Source organism: Rickettsia peacockii str. Rustic (assembly GCF_000021525.1).
In the GTDB taxonomy this organism is placed as follows: Bacteria; Pseudomonadota; Alphaproteobacteria; order Rickettsiales; family Rickettsiaceae; genus Rickettsia; species Rickettsia rickettsii.
On the sequence record NC_012730.1, the window covers coordinates 570,914 to 590,280 of the forward strand.

Consider the following 19,367-nt stretch of genomic DNA (forward strand, 5'->3'; position numbering starts at 1 on the left):
TCTGTAAGATCAAATCTTGACTTCTACATCCTGACTTAACTAAATTTAATATTAATGATTTATCTCAGAATGATGAACCTAAATTAATAGGCAAAGCATACCAAGAACTTAAAGATCCTATTGAGGATATAAAAAGCTAGCCTTATTGCATGAATCCAGAAACCTGCTCGATGTCATTCCTGCGGAAGCGGGAATTCAGTGACAAGTAGGAAAATCAAGCTTTTAATTTTTTAAATTTAGTATGTCTAGACTTTTTAGTGACTGGATTCCCGCCTCCGCGGGAATGACATGAGTTATAATATTAGTTTTTTCTGTGCAAAACATTAAAAATCATCTCAGCAAGTAACTTGTTAATACCATTTACTTTAGCAAGCTCATATATGGTTGCGTCGCATACTGCTTTATACGAACCGAAATAATGCAGTAATGCTTTTTTTCGAGTTTCACCTACGCCCTCTATATCGTCAAGGCGTGATATTTTTATAGCACGTGATCTACCTAGTCTATGATTCTTTATGGCAAAATTATGTGCCTCATCTCGCAAGATTTGTAAATATTTCATAACCGGCAAATTCTTATCTAGAGTAAATACTTCCTTACCTATCACATGGAACTGTTCAAAACCGGTATTTCTATCTACTCCTTTTGACATACAAACAAAAGGAATATTCATTTCAAATTTATCCATCACCTCTTTAACGACGCCTAAATGCCCTTTGCCGCCATCTATAATCATTAAGCTTGGCAATTTATGCGGCTCTTGCCTTAACCTTGTAAGCCGCCTTGTTAGGACTTGCCGGAGCATCTCATAATCGTCACCTTTTATGTCACCCCCGCAGTTCTTGATGCCATTCCCGCGAAAGCAGGAATCCATTAACCTTTTTGGATCCCCGCTTTCACGGGAATGACATACTAGAGAGGGAGCATGGACATTAAAGACCCGATATTCTTTTTTATCAAAACCGACTTTACCAGCAACTACCATCACTCCAACCGCAAACTTACCTTGAATATGGCTATTATCATAAATCTCAATTCTTTCAGGAATTTCAGAAAGACCAAATAGCTCTTTAATTTCAAACATAATCTCTTGATTTTTTGCAAATTTCTTCAAATACTGCTCTAGAGAAAATAAAGCATTTGTCTCAGCATTTTGAACTAATTTAGCCTTACCGCCTTTATTAGGTACTGTAATATTAAGCTGAAGTATATTGTTGATTTTCTTAATCGCCTCTATCACATTCTCTTTATCATTAATTTCATGATTAATTATAATTGCCGCAGGCACGTGTTGTTTTTGGTAAAATTGTAATAAAAAATATTCTAATACTTCTTCTTTGGTACTATTTTCGGTAGAAGTAGGAAAATAAGGAATATTACCGCATGCTTGCCCTGCCCTATATAAAAACACTTCCACGCAATAATGCCCGTTCTTTTCCACAATAGCGATTATATCTGCGTCTTTAACGACATCTGAAACCCCTGCCTTAAGCTGCACATAACTAAGTGCTTTAATGCGATCTCTAATTTCTGCCGCCTCTTCAAAACGCATCTGACTACTTAGCTCTTCCATCTTTCTAGATAGGTTCTCTTGGAGTTCTTTAGTGCGACCTTGTAAGAAATCTTTAACCTGAGTTACTAAGTCTCTATAGTCTTCCTTGTTTATTTTACCGACGCAAGGAGCATAACAACGTTTTATTTCATATTGTAAGCAAGGGCGAGTACGTGAATTAAAGTAATTATCCGTGCAGGAACGTAATTTAAAAATTTTTTGTAGTTCGGTCAAAGTAGTATTAACTTCCGCACTCGAGGCAAAAGGACCAAAAAACTTCCCGTCACTTAGAGTTTTACCTCGATATTTTAGTAATTGTGGGAAATCATGATCTAAACGTAACTTAATGAAAGGAAAAGACTTGCAGTCCTTAAGAAGAATATTAAATTTCGGCTGAAATTTCTTGATTAACTGTGCTTCTAAAAGTAGTGCTTCAACTTCGGAATTAGTGATGCTATACTCTAAAAAACAAGTATTTGCAATCATCCGAAGCGTCTTATTATCTAAATTGCTTTTAATGTAATTAGTAAGGCGTTTCTTTAAATTTTTAGCTTTACCGACATAGAGAACTTGCTTGTTAACGTCAAACATTCGATAAACCCCTGAACGTTCAGGAGCATCTATAAGTTTAGATTTAATTAACTCACTTCCGGTAATTTCTAGGGTCATGTGTATAGTGGTCCTATGTCATTCTTAGCTAAAAGCCGAAATCCAGAAAAAATAACCTTAATATTGATATAAAAATTACACATTAAACCTAAAAAAACAAGTTTTTTATAGGTTGTACTGGATTCCTGCCTTTGTGGGCATGACATAGAAGAGTGCACCATGCAACAATAACCTTCAATTCCCCGTTTTATTATACGGATTGTCATTTGCGACTTTAACATTCACTATTTTTCGTGTATTGTCATCAAAGAAAAAGGTTATTTTAAACTCATCTCCTACATTTAAATCTACTTTTGGGTCATAAAGCATAATATGCATGTCACCGGGCTTAAAATCAACATTAATATTACCGGCAATTAAAAATGGATAATCCACTTTTACCATTTTACTAACCCCTTGATCATTAATTGTTTGATGAATTTCTATTCCACTTATCTTATCTGAAGATATATTCACTAAATTATAACTCTTACTTCTACTATTTATTAATGTAAAATACATAGCAGAATTGCTAACTTTACCTTGCACATTTGTTGTAGGTCTTGCCCAAGGCTGTGCAAAGTGAACGGCTGCCTCTGCAGGTAAATCATCGGGCTGATCAGAAGAAGAATTTGTAGAATTAGGATTTTGAGCTGTTTGGTTATCAGCATAGTTTACTGCACCAATTAAAGTTATAAAACTAATTAGTAATGTTTTTAGCATAATCATACCCTTAATAAATTAAAATGAAATATTAACATATGAAATATTAACATAGATTAAATATAAATCTAGTTTTTTAAAAGATATTTTTTGTACACTTCTTGTGGTAATCTCTCTATAGCATAACGAACTGCGATTCTTGGCATTTGTAAAGTATAGCGATCCAAAAAATCTATTAATTGTTTTTCATCTTTTTTTCCTGCTTCACGTAGCATCCAACCTACTGCTTTATACATTAAATCATGTTTATCGTTTAAGAGTAATTTTGCTATTTCAAAAGTCGTATCTAATGTATTATTTTTGATAAAATACCAAGTAGCAACTATAGCTATTCGTCTTTCCCATAGAATTTCCGATTTTGTTAGTGTAAAGAGATAATCCTTTTCTTTATCCCATAAATAAGCTCCGATTATATGATGAGCTGATGCATCCACTAAATTCCAATTATTTACGTGTTTTATATTGTTTAAATAAAAATTATACAAAAACTCTTTATCTTGTGCTGTCTGATATTGCATAATCAAAATAGCTAATGCTAAAAATTTCTCTTCATTAAATTCTGAAGTAATAAGTCGGCTTAAATCCTCCATATCCAAATTATAAATAACTTTTAGCTATTGTACGTAAAGTCGGCACGGTAACACCAATAAATCGGTAATGCTCTCCATACTCTCCTTCTCTAGTTTTCAAGAATAGCATTTCTACGTTCTACAGGAATAGTAGCATTCTCAAGTAAAATATTTCTAATTTGTTGTAAATTTTCTCTCATGTTCAATAAGCCATTTTTTACGATGTAATCCCCTGCCATAGCCTCCAAGTTTGCCATTGCTATTAATAAATACGATGACAAGGAACAATGATTGCTAACTGATTCATACCATTAGCATTTGCAACAGCTCTATAAGAATTAGGTTTGCCCAAAACTTTAGCCTGATTTAAATAGCTTCGTGTTTCACCGTAAGGTATATTCATTAATTCTTGCCAAACCATTTTTTGAAATGGGCTTCCTAAAAGCTATATAGGCGTATTAAATTTTTGTAAAGTACCGTTATAAGTACAATTGAAGATCCTCTTCAATCATTCAAATCGGTTCAGTGCTTCCAGAAATAATAGCAGATTCTATCTTAATCCTTAGCCTCTCAAGTTCACACTCCAAACCTCTTCTATCAACAAACTCTAGCAAATAAAGCAATTTTTCATCACTAATTGCCAGCATAGAAACAAGAGGCGTATCTAGCCAAGCCGCTTTTAAAATATTTAAATGCCGGTTAAATTTTGTCGGCGGTCCTCCCATTATTTTAGAGACAGCATCTCGCAAACCGCTACTTGACTCATAACCCATATCAATTTGTGTATTCATGACCGATTCACCCATGCGCATTTGCTTCATCGCAATACCCATACGCCTTGCTCTCGCATATTCTACAAACGTCATACCAAAACGTTTTTTAAATTGGCAACGTGCTGTAGAAGCATCTACTGATAGCTCATCACAATCACTATCTTTCCATCTTTTAGCAGGATTAAACTCAATAGCATTAACAAGAGTACAAACTAAACCTGAAGCTTAGCCAAGGATTGAAAGAAGCTTGCAACGCTGACCAGGTCTATATGAAGCATGCCAAGCTTCCTTAGCAGTTTTATAAAATTCACAATTTTCAAGTTTAGGTTCCCGTGCAGGACAAGTCAGAAATACTCTTGTTATTTTAACCGCTACAAAAAAGATATTTTCATATCTGTCATCTTTATTAATTAATGCCTGATAATATTCTTGTCTTTGAAGCTTATTAAACATATTAATTTATCCTATAATATAAATTTATAATTATATTATATGAACTTTTTAAAACTCCTGTAACCGAAATTCAGGCATTGATTTTTTATTTAATACTTCTGTCTCTCATGCTCGATAAGCCATTTTTTGCGATCTAGCCCTGAACCATAACCGCCAAGCTTACCGTTATTATTGATGATGCGGTGACACGGAATAATTATAACAAATTTATTTGCTCCATTAGCATTTGCAACGGCTCTACAAGATCTTTCCATACCTATTAATTTAGCTTGGGTAAAGTAACTTCTTGTTTCACCATAAGGTACATTCATTAGCTCTTGCCATACTAATTTTTGAAATTCGCTTCCTAAAAGATATATCGGAGTATTAAATTTTTGCAAAGTACCGCTAAAGTAAGATTTAAGCTCCTCTTCAATTGATATAATCGGTCTAGTGCGATCTTCAGTAATAGCCGATTTTGTGTTAATCTTAAGTCTTTTAATTTTATACTCTAATCCTTTACTTTCAACAAAATCGAGCAAATAAAGTCTCTCTGTATCACTAATTGCCAGCATAGAACCAAGAGGCGTATCTAGCCAAGCGGATTTTAAACTCATTATTTTACCCTAAATATGATTTCTTAATATTATAATATTGATTTTTTATTTAACAATTTTATATTTTTAAAACTAACAATTTATAGGTAATCACTATGATAAAAGCTCATGTTTTTAAATATTCTCAGGTAATTTTAACCAAGAGGGAACTCGCTATAATAAAATTTAGCAAATACAGCGGACTAAGTATACCGGATATTGCTACTATGGCAAAAGAAGAAGAAAAACTAACGGAATAATAGATCAGTATAAAACCGGTAAAATAACTACCGCAAAATTTCGTAAGAAAATGAATGAGCTTATACAAGAAAAAAACGGTAATCCTATACGAGATAATGAGGTATTTGATAAAGGCTGGAATGCTATGTGCAAAATAGAACCTGAAAAGCTAACAGAGATATATAACTTACAACACAGACACATAAATTTCATATCCACATTATATGTAATAATTCGCTATTTGCGTTATTTAAGCCAAATCATTTAGCTTCATGATCTTTAGCAAAATCAATTAGGCTTTCCACAACATCACTTAAATTTTCATTATTAAAGTCAATCCTCATTTCTTTTTTAACAACATCAACAAAATAATCATCAAGTGAATTTTTCATTTAAAATGGAAGTGTTTTTTGTCCAATGAACAATTATTTCCTGCTTAATGATGTCATAGGTATCAAGAGCAATTTGAATGGCATTTTCACGCTGATTTTGATCTTTTCGATTCTGTAAGAAGCTATTATTGTTTTGTTAGTGCCGAGTTCACTTGGCACATCATTTTTAAATTCAGCTCTTATTTTTTTAACTCTATTTAAAAGATCACTATCCGATAAACGTTTATTATGATGCTGTATTATTGTGTTATTTATTAAGGGTAGAAAATTTTTGATAAAAGGCAGGATCGATATTGATATAATCCTTAATAGTATCTTGTATTTGATTAGCCATATCCATGACCAAATGTTAACCGCTTCAGTTTTAGTAATATGACCGGCAATAACATACTCATCAAGCAACTTCATGACTTGAGCGGTATATATTTTTTTATCCAGTTTTTCTTTATAACGCTTTTCCACTATCTCTTTGAGCTTATTAAATTTTATTCATATTGTAAATTAACTTGTTCTTTTTCTTCATAAAATTCATAAGAATTAGAAGCTATAGACATCAGATTTTTAAATTTATTCCACAAGAAATAAAACTTATTGCGTATAACTTCATCGGCTAAATGCTGTTCGAGCTGTTCAGAATCCAAATCGTTAGGCACATTTATAAAAATATTTTTAATTTCTTGTAGTAACGGAAAAAATGCTTTCAATTTATCATCTACAAAAAATATAGCAACTTCTAAATCTTCTCTATCAAAATTGTTTAAACCATAATTTTCATAAAATTGATGTGCTTGTTTTAATTGATTCGATAACCCTACATAGTCAATTATGTAACCGTATTCTTTAGTTTTCCCTTTTTCTTCAAATAGACGATTCGCACGAGCAATTGCTTGTAAAAGATTATGCTCTTTTCATTCTTTGCATATGTAAATAACGACATTACGCGGTGCATCAAAACCGGTTAGTAATTTTGAAACTACAATTAAAATTTCAGGATCATCGGAACTTTTAAATTTTTTAATAATTCTATTATTGAATTTTGCTCCATATTGTTCCCTCATGTTTTTTATAAATTTATCTACTTCATTTTCGCTTTCAATATCTTTATAACCGTCCCGATCATCAGTAGCAGATATAACAACTTCAGAACTTACTTGTCCTATATCATCTAAAAATTTTTTAAAACGAACGGCAATTAATCTAGAAGGAGCTATTAACATACCTTTTAAACCTGTGCCTTTAAACGTTTTTAAATAGTGCATTGAAATATCAAATGCTTTGGCATAAATAGCTTCCTTTGTTTGAGCAAGCATCTTTGAGCAACTGAATCTTGTTTTCAAAGCTGCTTTTTCTTCTTTATTTAATCCATTAGTAATCATATCAAAATCTTGTATTACGTCCTGCAAACTCTCAACTACTAAATTATTTGTAGTACTTACTCCCCTTGATACCTACATACCAAATCTTACAGAGTCAAGATTTGGTAAATTTTTCTTTAAGTCTACCAGCGATGTGCCTGCTACTAGCTTTCTTATATCGTCTGCTATCTGCATAGTCTGAGTGCCTAGCTGGTATAAATTTAATGCCTGATCTAGAACATCCAGCCATTGCGTACCATTTTTATGTATTAAGTGATTGGCAAGCTTTGCAGTGTAGCTTAAATCTTCTTGCATGCCAATATGTATTGTATGCCAGATTGCATTGTAGTAGATAGAGGATTTAGCTGTCATTGCCTATTATATCGACTTCGTCCTCTAATAAGAAGCTATATGATATTTTAAGGTCAACAGGCATTAGATTAAGGATTGGACTTTCTTCTAAAGACTTGTCTACTAATTTAAAAATGGAGTATGATCTTTAAAAGGATTTTCAGTTTGATCAGAGCTATAAAAAAGCTTATAATTTTGTCCTATAAATAAATTTAATGCCTCTTTATCTATTGCTTTATATTTATCTGCAATCTCCTTTATTGCTTCTAGCGTATAATTATTAGATAAAATTTTAACAAATTCTTTATGAGATAGATTAGTTATTTTTGCTAACGTATTTATATCTTGGAAACTCATTTTATCTTGATAATGATTTGTAAAAGTATATTGCTCATTTTCATAGGTGTTAAACTCTGCAATTTTTATAGAAAAATCCTCGTCTACAATCAATTTAAAAGGTCTGTTATTAGCATTTATTTCTAAAGCTCTATTAGTTATATTAAAATTAACACGTGCATTATTTATGTCTATACTACCTAAGCCATTATAGTAATTCATAGTATCGGTGATACCTAAAAAATATTACTATTAGTATCTAAACTAAAAGAGTGAGTAATATTATCACCTACAGTAACGCCAAGCCAACTATCAAGACCCATGCTTGCTTGCTCCCTTTGCATTTATATTTTTTGTTGTACCACTCATATTATGTCCTTATTTTTTTATTAATTTATAAGAAAATAAGTCGTATTTAATAATTTATTATTCTCTTCACTGCTATAATTACTGAGTTCTAGCAAAGCTTCGTATATTTCTTTCTCAAGTAAATAGTCACCTCAGCTTTTGAGTATGTAGATTATTATTTTTGCCTAGATTCTGCTGTTGTAAATACTTCCCATAACCAATAATAGTAGGTACAGAATATTTTTTTAGCAAGACATGGAGCGCAAATTAAAACAAAAGGAACATTCAAAGTTTTTACTAAATTTCAAAAAGCCTTGAAACCCTTATCGGAAGTGGTGGAGGCAAAGGGAATCGAACCCTTGACCCTCTGCGTGCAAAGCAGATGCTCTACCCCTGAGCTATGCCCCCGATTATTTATTGGCGAGGTTTTTGGAAGTGAAAATATTAAGATAAGCTTTTAACTAATCCCCAAGGTAATGGCTGACCATTGCTCCCTACGACTAAATCTCCGGAAGATTCATATTCGGCAGCTAGAAAAGACTTTTGAGCAGCAATAAGCTTGACCGGTTTGATTTTCTGACCGTTATGAAAATATTCTTTAGCCTGTTCCCTAGAAGTCGGGTTATTTTTGGAAGCTGTTTTTGCTTTAGACATATACTATTAACTTTTTCTTAAACTTGTGAAGAATATAAAACTTTTTCCTAAACTTGTCAATAACTACCGTGTCGATAAATAGACATTGCCTAGAAAAAGTTGATAATTTGAAAAGTTGACGTCATTACGAGGAAAATTACAAAGTAATTGACGAAGCAATCTAGTAAAATGCGTAGCATTTTTATTATTTTTCTGGATTGCCACGCTCCTTACAGTCGCTCGCAATGACGATTTGGTATCCATGCAACAGGAACCTACAGCCGCTTACAATGACGGGGTATCAACGATTTCTAGGCAATGCCTATAAATATGTTAAGATATCTCAAAATATCATTATTCTTCCGTTATTACTTCACTTTCACCGACAAATGCTATTTTAAATTCTACTTTTGCGTTGATATCAGCACCATATGATACTAACAGCTTATATATTTCATCATCCTTAATATCTTTAGAAGTACATCGAACATTTTTAGCAACCGCATGCAAAGGTATTCCTCCGGATTTTCTTTGATCCACCTCAGGTCCGTTCTTAAGTAATAGTTTTGCTACATTAAAGTGCTTACTGCTTCATATAAAGGTGATCCTAGCCAAGCTCCTCGTTCCCGTTTACTGCAGCGCCTTTTGATTTAGATATTCTGCTACAATTTCCGTGACGTGCGGCTGAATTTCAAGGAGTTTTCTTCAAAATATCACTACACATATTAACATTTGCTTTTTTTTCTTCAACTAACCATTTAGCCAACTTTTAGTGCATTATTTGTAGATACCGAAAAAAATAGTTCAGTAGTAGATACTGCACGTAATTCATTTAAACTCCTTACTAGGCCCACTTTATCAAGAGAAAAATAGACTCTTTTAAAACATTTTCAAAGCTACATTGTTTTACATAATGTTCTATATCTTGCACGACTACTCTATTTGACTTTAGCAACAGAGTTAAATTACTATTTAATAGTTCTTTTATCATATTCTACTTATTTATACTTTGTATTTCTTAAAGGTGATAAAAATCTCATTGTCATTCCTGCAAAAGGCTTGCTTGGATACCCAAATCGTCATTGCGAGCAGCCGTAGGCTACGTGGCAATCTTATGAAATAATAACAAACTCCTGAGATTGCTTAGTCAATTGCTATGCAATTTCCTCGCAATGACGATTAGGAAGTCACGCAGACAATACTGAGAACTCCTACTGATTAATCCTTGCCGTATGGTAACCGTTAGGTAGATCACGCACCCAATCACCTCTTGCAAAAGAGCCAAAGATAATCATAGCGATTTTATCTTGTGCAATATCTAGAATTTGCTACACTATAAAATTAAGCCTAGCTTGGATTTTTAGAGAACGCTGAGGTAAAGTGGTTTTCATTATAATACCCTACAATTTTTAAAAAGGTTTTATTGTCTTAAGAATTAATGGCTCGTTTTATGTCATTCCCGCGAAGGCGGGAACCCAGAAAGTATAAAAATCTCGAAGAATTTTTACTTTTTCTAAAAATGTAAAGAAATTGTAAGAAATAGCTATAACCTTTTGATTTTTTCGAGTTTTGCTGGATTCCCGCCTTCGCGGGAATGACATAGAGTAAAAATCGTAGGGTATTATAGGTTTTCATCTATTCATTTGCACCATGACAATATTTATATTTCTTGCCTGAACCGCACGGACATAGCTCATTACGAGATACCCTACCCCAACTAGTAGGATCGTCGGGGTTTCTATCTTTTGGATCAATGCGTGATACGACTGGTTTAAGGTCAGTCTCAAGGCTACTTCCTGCGTTATATTTACTAAATGCCGGATCTTCCCGACTCTCACGCATATTTTTCTGAAGTTTTTTATACTCAAGCGAAACATCTTCTTTTTGAACATTTTTTAAGTCAATATGGAAATGGTATACGGTTTGAATAAATAATTCTTTTAAATTATTAAGCATCTGCTCGAATAAGTTAAATGCTTCTCTTTTATACTCACTAAGAGGGTCTTTTTGGCCATAAGCTCGAAGAGATATGCCTTGTCTTAAATGATCTAAGCTATATAAATGATCTTTCCAAACTTGATCAAGGGTAGTTAATAAAATATATTTCATGGCATTATGCATTAACTCGCTACTATAGGCTTCTTCTTTTGACTTATATATATAATGAGCCATTTGTATAACGGTCTTCGTGATTTCTTCTTCCGTTACATCATTTTTACTTACTACATTATGATCAAATTTTATAGAAAAAACACGATGTAATTCTACGCTTAAATTCTCTATATCCCAATCTTCTCTATAAGAGCCTACCGGCATGAAAGTTAATACTATCTTTTTGGCGAGTTCCTCAGTAGTACTATTTAAGAAACCGTGACTATCTTTAGATTTAATAATTTCAGTACGTTGCTCGTATATTATCTTACGTTGGTCATTCATTACATCATCAAAACGTAATAAATTTTTACGCATTTCGTAGTTATGTCCTTCCACTTTTTGCTGCGCTTTCTCAAGTGAACGACTAATCATTGGATGGTGGATAGCCTCTCCGTCTTTCAATCCAAGTGTTCTAAGGACTCCTGATATACGATCTGATGCAAAAATACGCATTAAATCGTCATCAAGCGATAGGAAAAACTTAGTTTTACCAGGATCACCTTGTCTACCTGATCTTCCTCTTAGCTGATTATCTATCCTACGGCTTTCATGCCTTTCCGTACCTATCACAAATAAGCCGCCTGCTTCAATAACCTGCTTCTTTTCTTCGGCAATTTGAGCTTTTATTTCAGCTATTTTAGCTTCATAATTATGTTCTTTATCCAGCTGTTCTATTAACATTTCAGGATTACCGCCAAGCATAATATCAGTACCCCGCCCTGCCATATTAGTTGCAATCGTTACTGCCTTAAACCTACCTGCTTGAGCAATAATAAAAGCTTCCTGCTCATGAAATTTGGCGTTTAATACTTTATGAGGGATTTTTTCTTTATTTAAAACGCTTGAAAGTTCTTCTGACTTTTCTATGCTTATCGTACCGACAAGCATAGGCTGTCCACGATCGTAACAATCCCTAATTAGCTTTAAGATAGCATCATATTTTTCTTTTTTACTACCGTAAATTTCGTCATCAAGGTCAAGCCTTGTAACTTTATTATGGGTTGGGACTGCGACCACATCGAGATTATATATATCTTTTAGTTCCGGTGCTTCGGTCATAGCCGTACCGGTCATACCCGATAATTTAGGATAATTACGAAAATAATTTTGGAAAGTAATAGATGCTAAAGTTTGGTTCTCATTTTGAATTTTCACATTTTCTTTTGCTTCTAATGCTTGATGTAACCCTTCCGAATATCTACGCCCTTCCATTACACGACCGGTAAACTCATCAATAATCATTACTTTACCTTCACGCACCAAATAATCTACATTAACAGTAAACATATTATGAGCTCTTAAGGCTTGGTTAACATAATGTACTAAAGTTAAATTCTCAAAATCATATAAACTGGTATCTGGTTTTATAATATTTTCTTTACTTAAAAGCGATTCTATATGTGTAATGCCGGTTTCCGTTAAATTGATAGTTTTTAATTTTTCGTCTTTTTCAAAATCACTTGCATTAAGCAGACGTACTATTTTATCAATTTTACCGTATAATTCTGCATTATCATTAACCGGACCCGAGATAACGAGCGGAGTTCTTGCTTCATCTATCAAAATCGAATCAACCTCATCGATGATAGCAAAATTAAAAGGACGAAGTACCCGCTCCTGCAAGCTATACTTCATATTATCCCTTAAATAATCGAAACCGAGTTCATTATTTGTTGCATGAGTAATATCGGCGTTATAGGCGGCTCGTTTTACCTCATCAGGCATACCGCCAACAATACATCCAACCGATAAACCTAAAAAATTGTAAATTTTACCCATGGAAGCAGAATCACGGCGTGCTAGATAATCATTTACGGTTACAACATGTACACCTTTTCCAGTTAAAGCATTTAAGTAAGCAGGAAGCGTTGCAACTAAGGTCTTACCCTCACCGGTACGCATTTCGGTAATCATGCCTCGATGTAATATCAGGCCACCTATAAGCTGAACGTCAAAATGACGCATACCGCAAACTCTTTTAGCTGCTTCCCTAACTACCGCAAACGCCTCATATACTATATCGTCTAAAGTAGCTCCGTTTTTAAGCTTTTCTTTAAACTCCACAGTTTTATTCTTCAACTCCTCATCTGATAATTTTTGTATAGCAGGTTCAAGCGAGTTAATTTTTGTAATTTCAGAAAATAGTTTTTTTACAGTACGATCATTTGCAGTACCGAAAAGTTTTTTTAAAATAGAAAGCATTAAAGTCCTTATGATATTTTTAGTATTTTAGTACTTAAATATAGGTATATTTTATAAAATTATCAAATGTTATAATTTTATTTAAATGAATAATTTTTTACTACAAATATTTGTAAATTATTATTAATAAATAAAATATTCTCAAATAGCTGTTGACGGTTATATATTATTTTTATAAAATTTAAGCTTATATTTAACACAATTATGAGTCATAAATGAAAAAATTATCTGTTATATTTTTATCAGTTAGCATGCTTTCCGGTATTGCTTTTGCTGATAAAGACAAGGTAGTTGCTACCTATAAAGGCGGTGAAGTAAAAGAATCGCAAATTATGAAAGAATTTAAGCCTCAGCTTAATCTTCAATCAGGTGAAACAATCAAAAATTTTGATGATTTTCCACCACAAGATCAGGAAAAATTAATAAAAATTTATGTTAATAATCTTTTGTTAAAAGAAGAAGTTGCTAAGTCAAATATTACTTCTTCTAAAGAATTCCAAGAAAAACTTGAAAATGCAAAAAATCAATTAGCTCAACAAGAATTACTAGCAAACTACATAAAATCTAACATTACAGATAATATGTTTGATGACGAATATAATAAATATGTCGGTAATCTTAAAGGTAAAGAACAAATAAAAGTTGCTCATATTTTAGTTAAATCTCAAAAAGAAGCTAATTATATAAAAACCAAATTAAGCAAAGGCGGAAACTTTACTAAGCTTGCAGAAGAGTTATCTCTTGATAAAGCTTCAGCTTCAAACGGCGGCGTTATCGGTTACATTCTACTAAATCAACCTGGGCAGTTAGTACCGGAATTTGAAAAGAAAGCTTTTGCTTTAAAAGTAAATGAAGTTTCAACTCCTGTAAAAACCGATTTCGGTTGGCATATTATCAAAGTGCTTGAGAAAAAACCTGTGCCTATTCCAACAAAAGAAGAAGCAAAAGTAACTATTGATAATATATTAGCTGCAGAAGTACTAAAGAAATATATTGCTGATTTAGAAGCTAAAGCTAATTTAAAAATCATGTTACCTAAAGCAGACAGCAAAGCCGGATCGTAATTTATATTTTGTCATTGCGAGAGCGGGCATTCCCCGTATACCAAGTCGTCATTACGAGGAAAAACTGTAAGTTTTGACGAAGCAATCTCAGGAGTTTGTTATTACTGCATGAGATTGCCACGTCGCTTCGCTCCTCGCAATGACGGTTTGGGTATCCACGCAACCAATGCCTCCGCGGGAATGAAATAGGGTTCACACAGTAACACGCCTCTACCCACGAATAACATTATAACTACTCTCAATCACAGCAAATGCTACACACACAGGATAATCATCAGCAAGAGAAAGGTGAATATTAAAAGGAGAGAGTTTGTTTGTATAGTTTGAGCTAACTTCTACTATAGGCTTACCTAAATCATTATTTAGTATAGTAATATCTTTAAAATTTATACCTTGACCTATACCGACTCCAAAGGCTTTACTAACAGCCTCTTTAGCAGCAAAACGCTTGGCTAAAAAAGCAGCATGGTTTATTTTTCCCAACAAAGCAAACTGTTTTAATTCCTTTGAAGTTAGAATTTTTTTAGCAAAAAGTTCTGGATATAAATGTAATATTTTTTCGATTCTAGGAATTTGTACTATATCAGTACCAACACCGATAAGCATTTACTTATCGGTTTCATAATCTTCGCCATTCTCATCAATAAAGATTTGATCATCTAAATCAGAATAATCTTCCCCGATATAAACTTCAGATAAATACTCAAATTTTTCTTCTACAGCTTCTGATTCATCTTGATTAACAAGCGGCTCTATCATAGTTCTTGTACGCAGACTATTTATTAAATCTTGTTCTAACTGAGCTACCGATACTTTTCCGGCAGCAATTCTACGTAATGCGATAACAGGAGGCTTATCACGCTTTTCTTTTTTGATTTGATTAGTTTCTACTTTATAATTTAATAATTTAGCATATCTTGTTGCTAGGACAACAAGCCGAAACCTATCCGGTATAATTTTATTACAATCTTCTGCTGTAATTCTTGCCATAATTTTTCTCCGTTAAAAATAGTATACTACAAATAAATAGGAAACGAATATACGCAGATCAACTTCAAAAAGAGCAAGGAGTTCACAAGGCGAGGAACACAGCGTATACTTAATACGTGCGTACCGCAGCTCTTGTAGAACGAACGACTTAGCCCATTTTTGAAGTTGATCGAATATATTATACCCTTTTTATATCTGCACCACAATTACTTAATTTTTTTTCTAAATCTTGGAAGCCACGATCTAAATGATATATTCGGTGTAATACGGTTTTGCTATTAGTACTAAGACCGGCGAGTATTAGCGATACCGAAGCTCTAAGATCACTTGCCATAACTTCTGCGCCTTTTAACATTTCTACACCTCGAACAACCGCCTTATTACCTCGTACTACTATATCTGCTCCCATTCTACATAATTCAGGGACATGCATGAAACGATTTTCAAAAATATTCTCGGTGATCATTGAAACACCGCTACTAAGCGTCATAAGGCTCATAAATTGTGCTTGCAAATCAGTAGCAAAGCCAGGATAGGGATTAGTTTCTAAATCAACTGAATTTAACTTCCCTTCATAAGTTACTTGAACTCCGTTATTGATCGGCACGACTTTTATACCCGTTTCGATAAGTTTTAAAGCTATATTTTCTACAATATGGTAATCAATCCCACAAATTTTTACATCACCTTTAGTAATAGCTGCCGCAAACATATAAGTACCGGCTTCAATACGATCAGAAAGTACTTTATAGCTCGCTTTATTTAAAGAATCCTTGCCTTTAATTGTTATTTCGCTAGTGCCGATACCTGCAATATCGGCTCCCATTGTGATAAGACAATTACATAAATCAACTATTTCCGGCTCTCGACCACAATTAAAAAGCACAGTTTCCCCCTCTGCTAAAACAGCTGCAAGTATTGCATTAATCGTAGCACCTACGGAAACTTTATCAAAAACAAAATGAGGACCTTTTAAGCGTCCTTTACTTGAAGCGTTAATATAACCGTCTTCTATTTCAATCTCAGCTCCCATAGCTTTTAATACAGCAATATGCAAATCTACTTGCCTTGCTCCAATAGCACAACCACCTGGAAGCGATACTTTTGCTTTACCGTATTTGGTAAGCAAAGGACCAAGCACCCAAATCGATGCTCTCATTTTACGGACTATTTCATAATCTGCAGTAAAGTTATTTATATTTTTGGTATCAATTATAAGCTCAAATTCATCTTGATGTTCTATTATTTCAATATCTGCCCCGTGACTTCGGAGCAAATCTTTCATAGTACTAACATCCGTTAACTTTGGAACATTAGTAATATGCAGTTTATCGGTAAGAATAGACGCTGCCATAATAGGTAGCACGGCATTTTTAGCACCGCTAATATTAATACTACCTTTCAGAGGTGTACCACCGTGAATAATTAATTTGTGCATAAATTATTTTGATAAAATTGTAACGTCATTGCGAGGAGAAACTGATTACATTGTCATACCGTGGTCAAGCCACGGTATGACACCGATTATACTACACATCCAAATTCACGACATTCAACGCATTTGCTTGGATAAATAACCTGCGAGGTTCAACCACGTCACCCATTAAAGTAGAGAAAATGCCTTCTGCTTCATCAATTTCTGCAACTCTTACCTGAAGCAAAGTTCTTTTTGTAGGGTCAAGAGTAGTTTCCCATAGCTGGTCGGAATTCATCTCACCAAGACCCTTAAAACGCTGAATATTTATACCTCTTTTTCCGCATTTTATAATGGTATTTAACAACTGACTCGGTGTTAAAATATCGAATTCCTGACTTTTCACTATAAGCTTTAATTGCTTACTAAATATATCAAAAATCGTTAAAGCAAGCTTTGATATTTGTACAAACTCAAATGATTCTAACTGCTCTTTCAATAATATTTTACTTTCTTTTAAACCCCTACTAAAGCGGAAGAACTCTATTTTATTTTCATGTTTTAAAACTTCCCAATTAGTCTTATCAGGCGAATCTTCTAAGCTATTTAAAACATCTAAAGCTTTTTTAAGTCTTAAATCACTTTCAGGATCAAATATTTTGTTATTAAGTAAGTCATTAATAGCAAGAATTTCGGTAATTGAGCGATTAAATTTTTTGCTAGCATGGTCAAGCAAGCCGTTAAACTTAACCACTTTATTAATTAGCTCTTCTAAATTATCACCCACTAACTGCTCTTTATCGTCTAGAATTAAGGTTGCATCATTAATAGTTGATTTGATCAAATAATCTTGCAGCGCTTGCTCATTCTTTAAATAAAACTCGGCTGCTCCTTTCTTTACTTTATAAAGCGGTGGCTGAGCTATATATAGATAGCCTTTCTTTATTAGCTCAGGCATATGACGATAGAAAAACGTGAGTAATAAAGTTCTAATGTGCGAGCCATCAACATCAGCATCGGTCATAATAATAACTTTATGGTATCTAAGCTTTTCTAAGGAAAATTCTCGTTCAACACTAATTCCAAGCGCTGTAATTAACGTACCGATTTGGTCCGAACCGAGCATTTTATCAAATCTTGCACGTTCAACGTTCAAAATTTTACCACGCAAAGGCAATATAGCCTGAATTTTGCTATCCCTACCCTGCTTTGCAGTACCGCCCGCAGAGTCCCCCTCAACAATAAACAATTCTGAAATAGCAGGATCTTTTGCATGGCAATCTGCAAGTTTACCTGGTAAATTCGAAACTTCTAAAGCTGATTTTCTTCGAGTGAGTTCCCTTGCTTTTCTAGCAGCTTCACGAGCATTCGCAGCTTCCATAATCTTAGTTATAATTGCCTTAGCTTCTGCTGGATGCTCTTCAAACCACTCAAGAACCTTTGTATAAACGGCATTCTCAACAACCGGTCGTACTTCGGAGCTTACTAGCTTATCTTTTGTTTGAGAAGAAAATTTAGGATCAGGCACTTTAACGGAAAGCACACAACATAGCCCTTCCCTAGTATCTTCACCGCTAAAGTAATTTTTAGCTTTTTTATTAAGACCCGTAGTATCAAGATACGAGGTAATAACACGTGTTATCGCTGATTTGAAAGCACTAAGATGAGTTCCGCCATCACGCTGCCTAATATTATTAGTAAAGCATAAAATATTTTCATGATAAGAATCGTTCCAATGCATCGCAAGCTCAAGGCTTATACCGGACTCAGCATTCTCCGTATTAACTACTATACATGGATGGATAGCGTGCTTCGCTCTGTCTATATATTTTACATAAGCTTCTATACCGCCCGTATAATAAAACTCTACTTCTTTCACTTCTTCAAAGCGATTATCGACGAGTAAAAGCTTTACGCCTGAATTTAAAAAAGCAAGCTCACGAAGACGATGCTCTATAGTGCCAAAATCAAATTCTATATTAGTAAACGTTTCTACAGACGGAAAAAAAGTAACTTCCGTACCTTTTTTATCAATATTTTCTTTGACAACCGCAAGCGGAGCTTCCGTTATACCATTATTAAATCTCATCAAATATTCCTTATTATTACGCCAAATACGCAGCTCAAGCCATTCAGAAAGAGCATTTACAACCGATACACCAACACCGTGTAGACCGCCTGCAACCTTATAAGCGTTCTGGTCAAACTTACCGCCGGCGTGAAGTTGCGTCATAATAACTTCAGCTGCCGATATTCCTTCTTCTTCATGAATTTCAACGGGTATACCTCGCCCGTTATCGGATACGGTTACTGAACCGTTTTTATTTAATGTTACTCGTACTAGATCGCAATAACCAGCAAGCGACTCATCGATAGCGTTGTCGACTACTTCATAAATCATATGATGTAGACCCGACCCGTCTCCAACATCCCCGATATACATTCCCGGTCTTTTTCTTACGGCTTCAAGACCTTTTAAAACCTTTATGGAATCAGCACCGTATGATGATTCGTTAAATTTTTCTTCAATTTCCGACATATTATATATTTGGCTCTATTACTTGTTGCTAGAAACAATAAAAATGACTATAACGT

General features: G+C 33.8%; 21 protein-coding genes, 1 tRNA gene and 4 pseudogenes. 3 read left to right on the forward strand and 23 right to left on the reverse strand.

Features of this window, described 5'->3' with window-relative positions:
• Positions 1-301: 301 nt before the first annotated feature.
• From uvrC to RPR_RS03470, 8 genes and pseudogenes are all read right to left on the reverse strand, one after another.
• The gene (gene uvrC, locus RPR_RS03440) at positions 302-2,221 is read right to left on the reverse strand and encodes an excinuclease ABC subunit UvrC (RefSeq protein ID WP_012736680.1); all 1,920 of its coding nucleotides are present in this window, start codon (positions 2,219-2,221) and stop codon (positions 302-304) included.
• Positions 2,222-2,395: 174 nt separating this feature from the next.
• Positions 2,396-2,923: a copper chaperone PCu(A)C gene (locus tag RPR_RS03445; protein WP_012736681.1), complete on the reverse strand. Its 528-nt coding sequence runs from the start codon at positions 2,921-2,923 to the stop codon at positions 2,396-2,398.
• A 68-nt stretch (positions 2,924-2,991) separates the two neighbouring features.
• Positions 2,992-3,513 carry a DNA alkylation repair protein gene (locus RPR_RS03450; protein WP_085065661.1) on the reverse strand — a complete coding sequence of 174 codons (522 nt, stop codon included), beginning with the start codon at positions 3,511-3,513 and terminating at the stop codon, positions 2,992-2,994.
• Between the two features lie 7 nt (positions 3,514-3,520).
• Positions 3,521-3,692: pseudogene (locus RPR_RS09730) on the reverse strand (DNA alkylation repair protein).
• Positions 3,667-4,217 (reverse strand): annotated as a pseudogene (locus RPR_RS03460) (methylated-DNA--[protein]-cysteine S-methyltransferase). The pseudogenes RPR_RS09730 and RPR_RS03460 overlap by 26 nt, the downstream one beginning before the upstream one ends.
• A gap of 30 nt (positions 4,218-4,247) precedes the next feature.
• A pseudogene (locus tag RPR_RS09495) lies at positions 4,248-4,358 on the reverse strand (methylated-DNA-protein-cysteine methyltransferase); the annotation flags it as partial.
• A 132-nt stretch (positions 4,359-4,490) separates the two neighbouring features.
• The gene (locus RPR_RS03465; RefSeq protein ID WP_085065662.1) at positions 4,491-4,718 is read right to left on the reverse strand and encodes an Ada metal-binding domain-containing protein; all 228 of its coding nucleotides are present in this window, start codon (positions 4,716-4,718) and stop codon (positions 4,491-4,493) included.
• An 89-nt stretch (positions 4,719-4,807) separates the two neighbouring features.
• Positions 4,808-5,314: a methylated-DNA--[protein]-cysteine S-methyltransferase gene (locus tag RPR_RS03470; protein WP_085065663.1), complete on the reverse strand. Its 507-nt coding sequence runs from the start codon at positions 5,312-5,314 to the stop codon at positions 4,808-4,810.
• A 95-nt stretch (positions 5,315-5,409) separates the two neighbouring features.
• Here RPR_RS03470 and RPR_RS08545 point away from each other — a divergent pair, with 95 nt between their 5' ends.
• A complete protein-coding gene (locus RPR_RS08545; RefSeq protein WP_014273624.1) occupies positions 5,410-5,553 on the forward strand; it encodes a hypothetical protein in 144 nt (47 codons plus the stop codon).
• 50 nt (positions 5,554-5,603) lie between these two features.
• Complete coding sequence (locus RPR_RS03475) at positions 5,604-5,801, forward strand: hypothetical protein (RefSeq protein ID WP_085065664.1); 198 nt, start codon at positions 5,604-5,606, stop codon at positions 5,799-5,801.
• Here RPR_RS03475 and RPR_RS09500 read toward each other — a convergent pair.
• The 11 genes and pseudogenes from RPR_RS09500 to secA form a co-directional block, all read right to left on the reverse strand.
• The gene (locus RPR_RS09500) at positions 5,794-5,925 is read right to left on the reverse strand and encodes a hypothetical protein (RefSeq protein ID WP_014410871.1); all 132 of its coding nucleotides are present in this window, start codon (positions 5,923-5,925) and stop codon (positions 5,794-5,796) included. The two genes, RPR_RS03475 and RPR_RS09500, sit on opposite strands and share 8 nt — an antisense overlap.
• A 33-nt stretch (positions 5,926-5,958) precedes the next feature.
• A complete protein-coding gene (locus tag RPR_RS03480) occupies positions 5,959-6,387 on the reverse strand; it encodes a hypothetical protein (RefSeq protein ID WP_085065665.1) in 429 nt (142 codons plus the stop codon).
• Between the two features lie 23 nt (positions 6,388-6,410).
• Positions 6,411-6,629: a hypothetical protein gene (locus RPR_RS03485; protein ID WP_085065666.1), complete on the reverse strand. Its 219-nt coding sequence runs from the start codon at positions 6,627-6,629 to the stop codon at positions 6,411-6,413.
• A gap of 204 nt (positions 6,630-6,833) precedes the next feature.
• Positions 6,834-7,301 (reverse strand): UvrB domain 3-containing protein, encoded by a 468-nt coding sequence (locus tag RPR_RS03490; protein ID WP_085065805.1) that lies wholly within the window; start codon positions 7,299-7,301, stop codon positions 6,834-6,836.
• Between the two features lie 72 nt (positions 7,302-7,373).
• Positions 7,374-7,652: a hypothetical protein gene (locus RPR_RS03495; protein ID WP_085065667.1), complete on the reverse strand. Its 279-nt coding sequence runs from the start codon at positions 7,650-7,652 to the stop codon at positions 7,374-7,376.
• A gap of 102 nt (positions 7,653-7,754) precedes the next feature.
• A complete protein-coding gene (locus RPR_RS03500) occupies positions 7,755-8,189 on the reverse strand; it encodes a hypothetical protein (RefSeq protein WP_085065668.1) in 435 nt (144 codons plus the stop codon).
• Positions 8,190-8,648: 459 nt separating this feature from the next.
• Positions 8,649-8,723 (reverse strand) — tRNA-Ala (locus tag RPR_RS03505).
• 36 nt (positions 8,724-8,759) lie between these two features.
• Positions 8,760-8,969: a hypothetical protein gene (locus RPR_RS03510; protein ID WP_004998070.1), complete on the reverse strand. Its 210-nt coding sequence runs from the start codon at positions 8,967-8,969 to the stop codon at positions 8,760-8,762.
• 333 nt (positions 8,970-9,302) lie between these two features.
• Positions 9,303-9,488, reverse strand: coding sequence for an ankyrin repeat domain-containing protein (locus RPR_RS03515; RefSeq protein WP_085065669.1), 186 nt, complete (start codon positions 9,486-9,488; stop codon positions 9,303-9,305).
• A gap of 689 nt (positions 9,489-10,177) precedes the next feature.
• A pseudogene (locus tag RPR_RS09015) lies at positions 10,178-10,339 on the reverse strand (nucleotidyltransferase); the annotation flags it as partial.
• A 244-nt stretch (positions 10,340-10,583) separates the two neighbouring features.
• Entirely contained in the window at positions 10,584-13,304 is a 2,721-nt protein-coding gene (secA, locus tag RPR_RS03530; RefSeq protein WP_012736682.1) for a preprotein translocase subunit SecA, read from the reverse strand.
• 215 nt (positions 13,305-13,519) lie between these two features.
• Between secA and RPR_RS03535 the strand changes: the two genes are divergently transcribed.
• Complete coding sequence (locus RPR_RS03535) at positions 13,520-14,368, forward strand: peptidylprolyl isomerase (RefSeq protein ID WP_012736683.1); 849 nt, start codon at positions 13,520-13,522, stop codon at positions 14,366-14,368.
• 210 nt (positions 14,369-14,578) lie between these two features.
• Here RPR_RS03535 and acpS read toward each other — a convergent pair whose 3' ends face one another.
• The 4 genes from acpS to gyrB all read right to left on the reverse strand — a co-directional run bounded on the left by acpS (position 14,579) and on the right by gyrB (position 19,311).
• Entirely contained in the window at positions 14,579-14,974 is a 396-nt protein-coding gene (gene acpS, locus RPR_RS03540; RefSeq protein WP_012262491.1) for a holo-ACP synthase, read from the reverse strand.
• Positions 14,975-15,358, reverse strand: a complete 384-nt coding sequence (gene rpoZ, locus RPR_RS03545) for a DNA-directed RNA polymerase subunit omega (protein WP_012736684.1) — start codon at positions 15,356-15,358, stop codon at positions 14,975-14,977. It abuts the gene before it with no gap.
• A 178-nt stretch (positions 15,359-15,536) separates the two neighbouring features.
• Complete coding sequence (murA, locus tag RPR_RS03555) at positions 15,537-16,796, reverse strand: UDP-N-acetylglucosamine 1-carboxyvinyltransferase (protein WP_012736685.1); 1,260 nt, start codon at positions 16,794-16,796, stop codon at positions 15,537-15,539.
• A 91-nt stretch (positions 16,797-16,887) separates the two neighbouring features.
• Complete coding sequence (gyrB, locus tag RPR_RS03560; protein WP_012736686.1) at positions 16,888-19,311, reverse strand: DNA topoisomerase (ATP-hydrolyzing) subunit B; 2,424 nt, start codon at positions 19,309-19,311, stop codon at positions 16,888-16,890.
• Between the last annotated feature and the right edge of the window lie 56 nt (positions 19,312-19,367).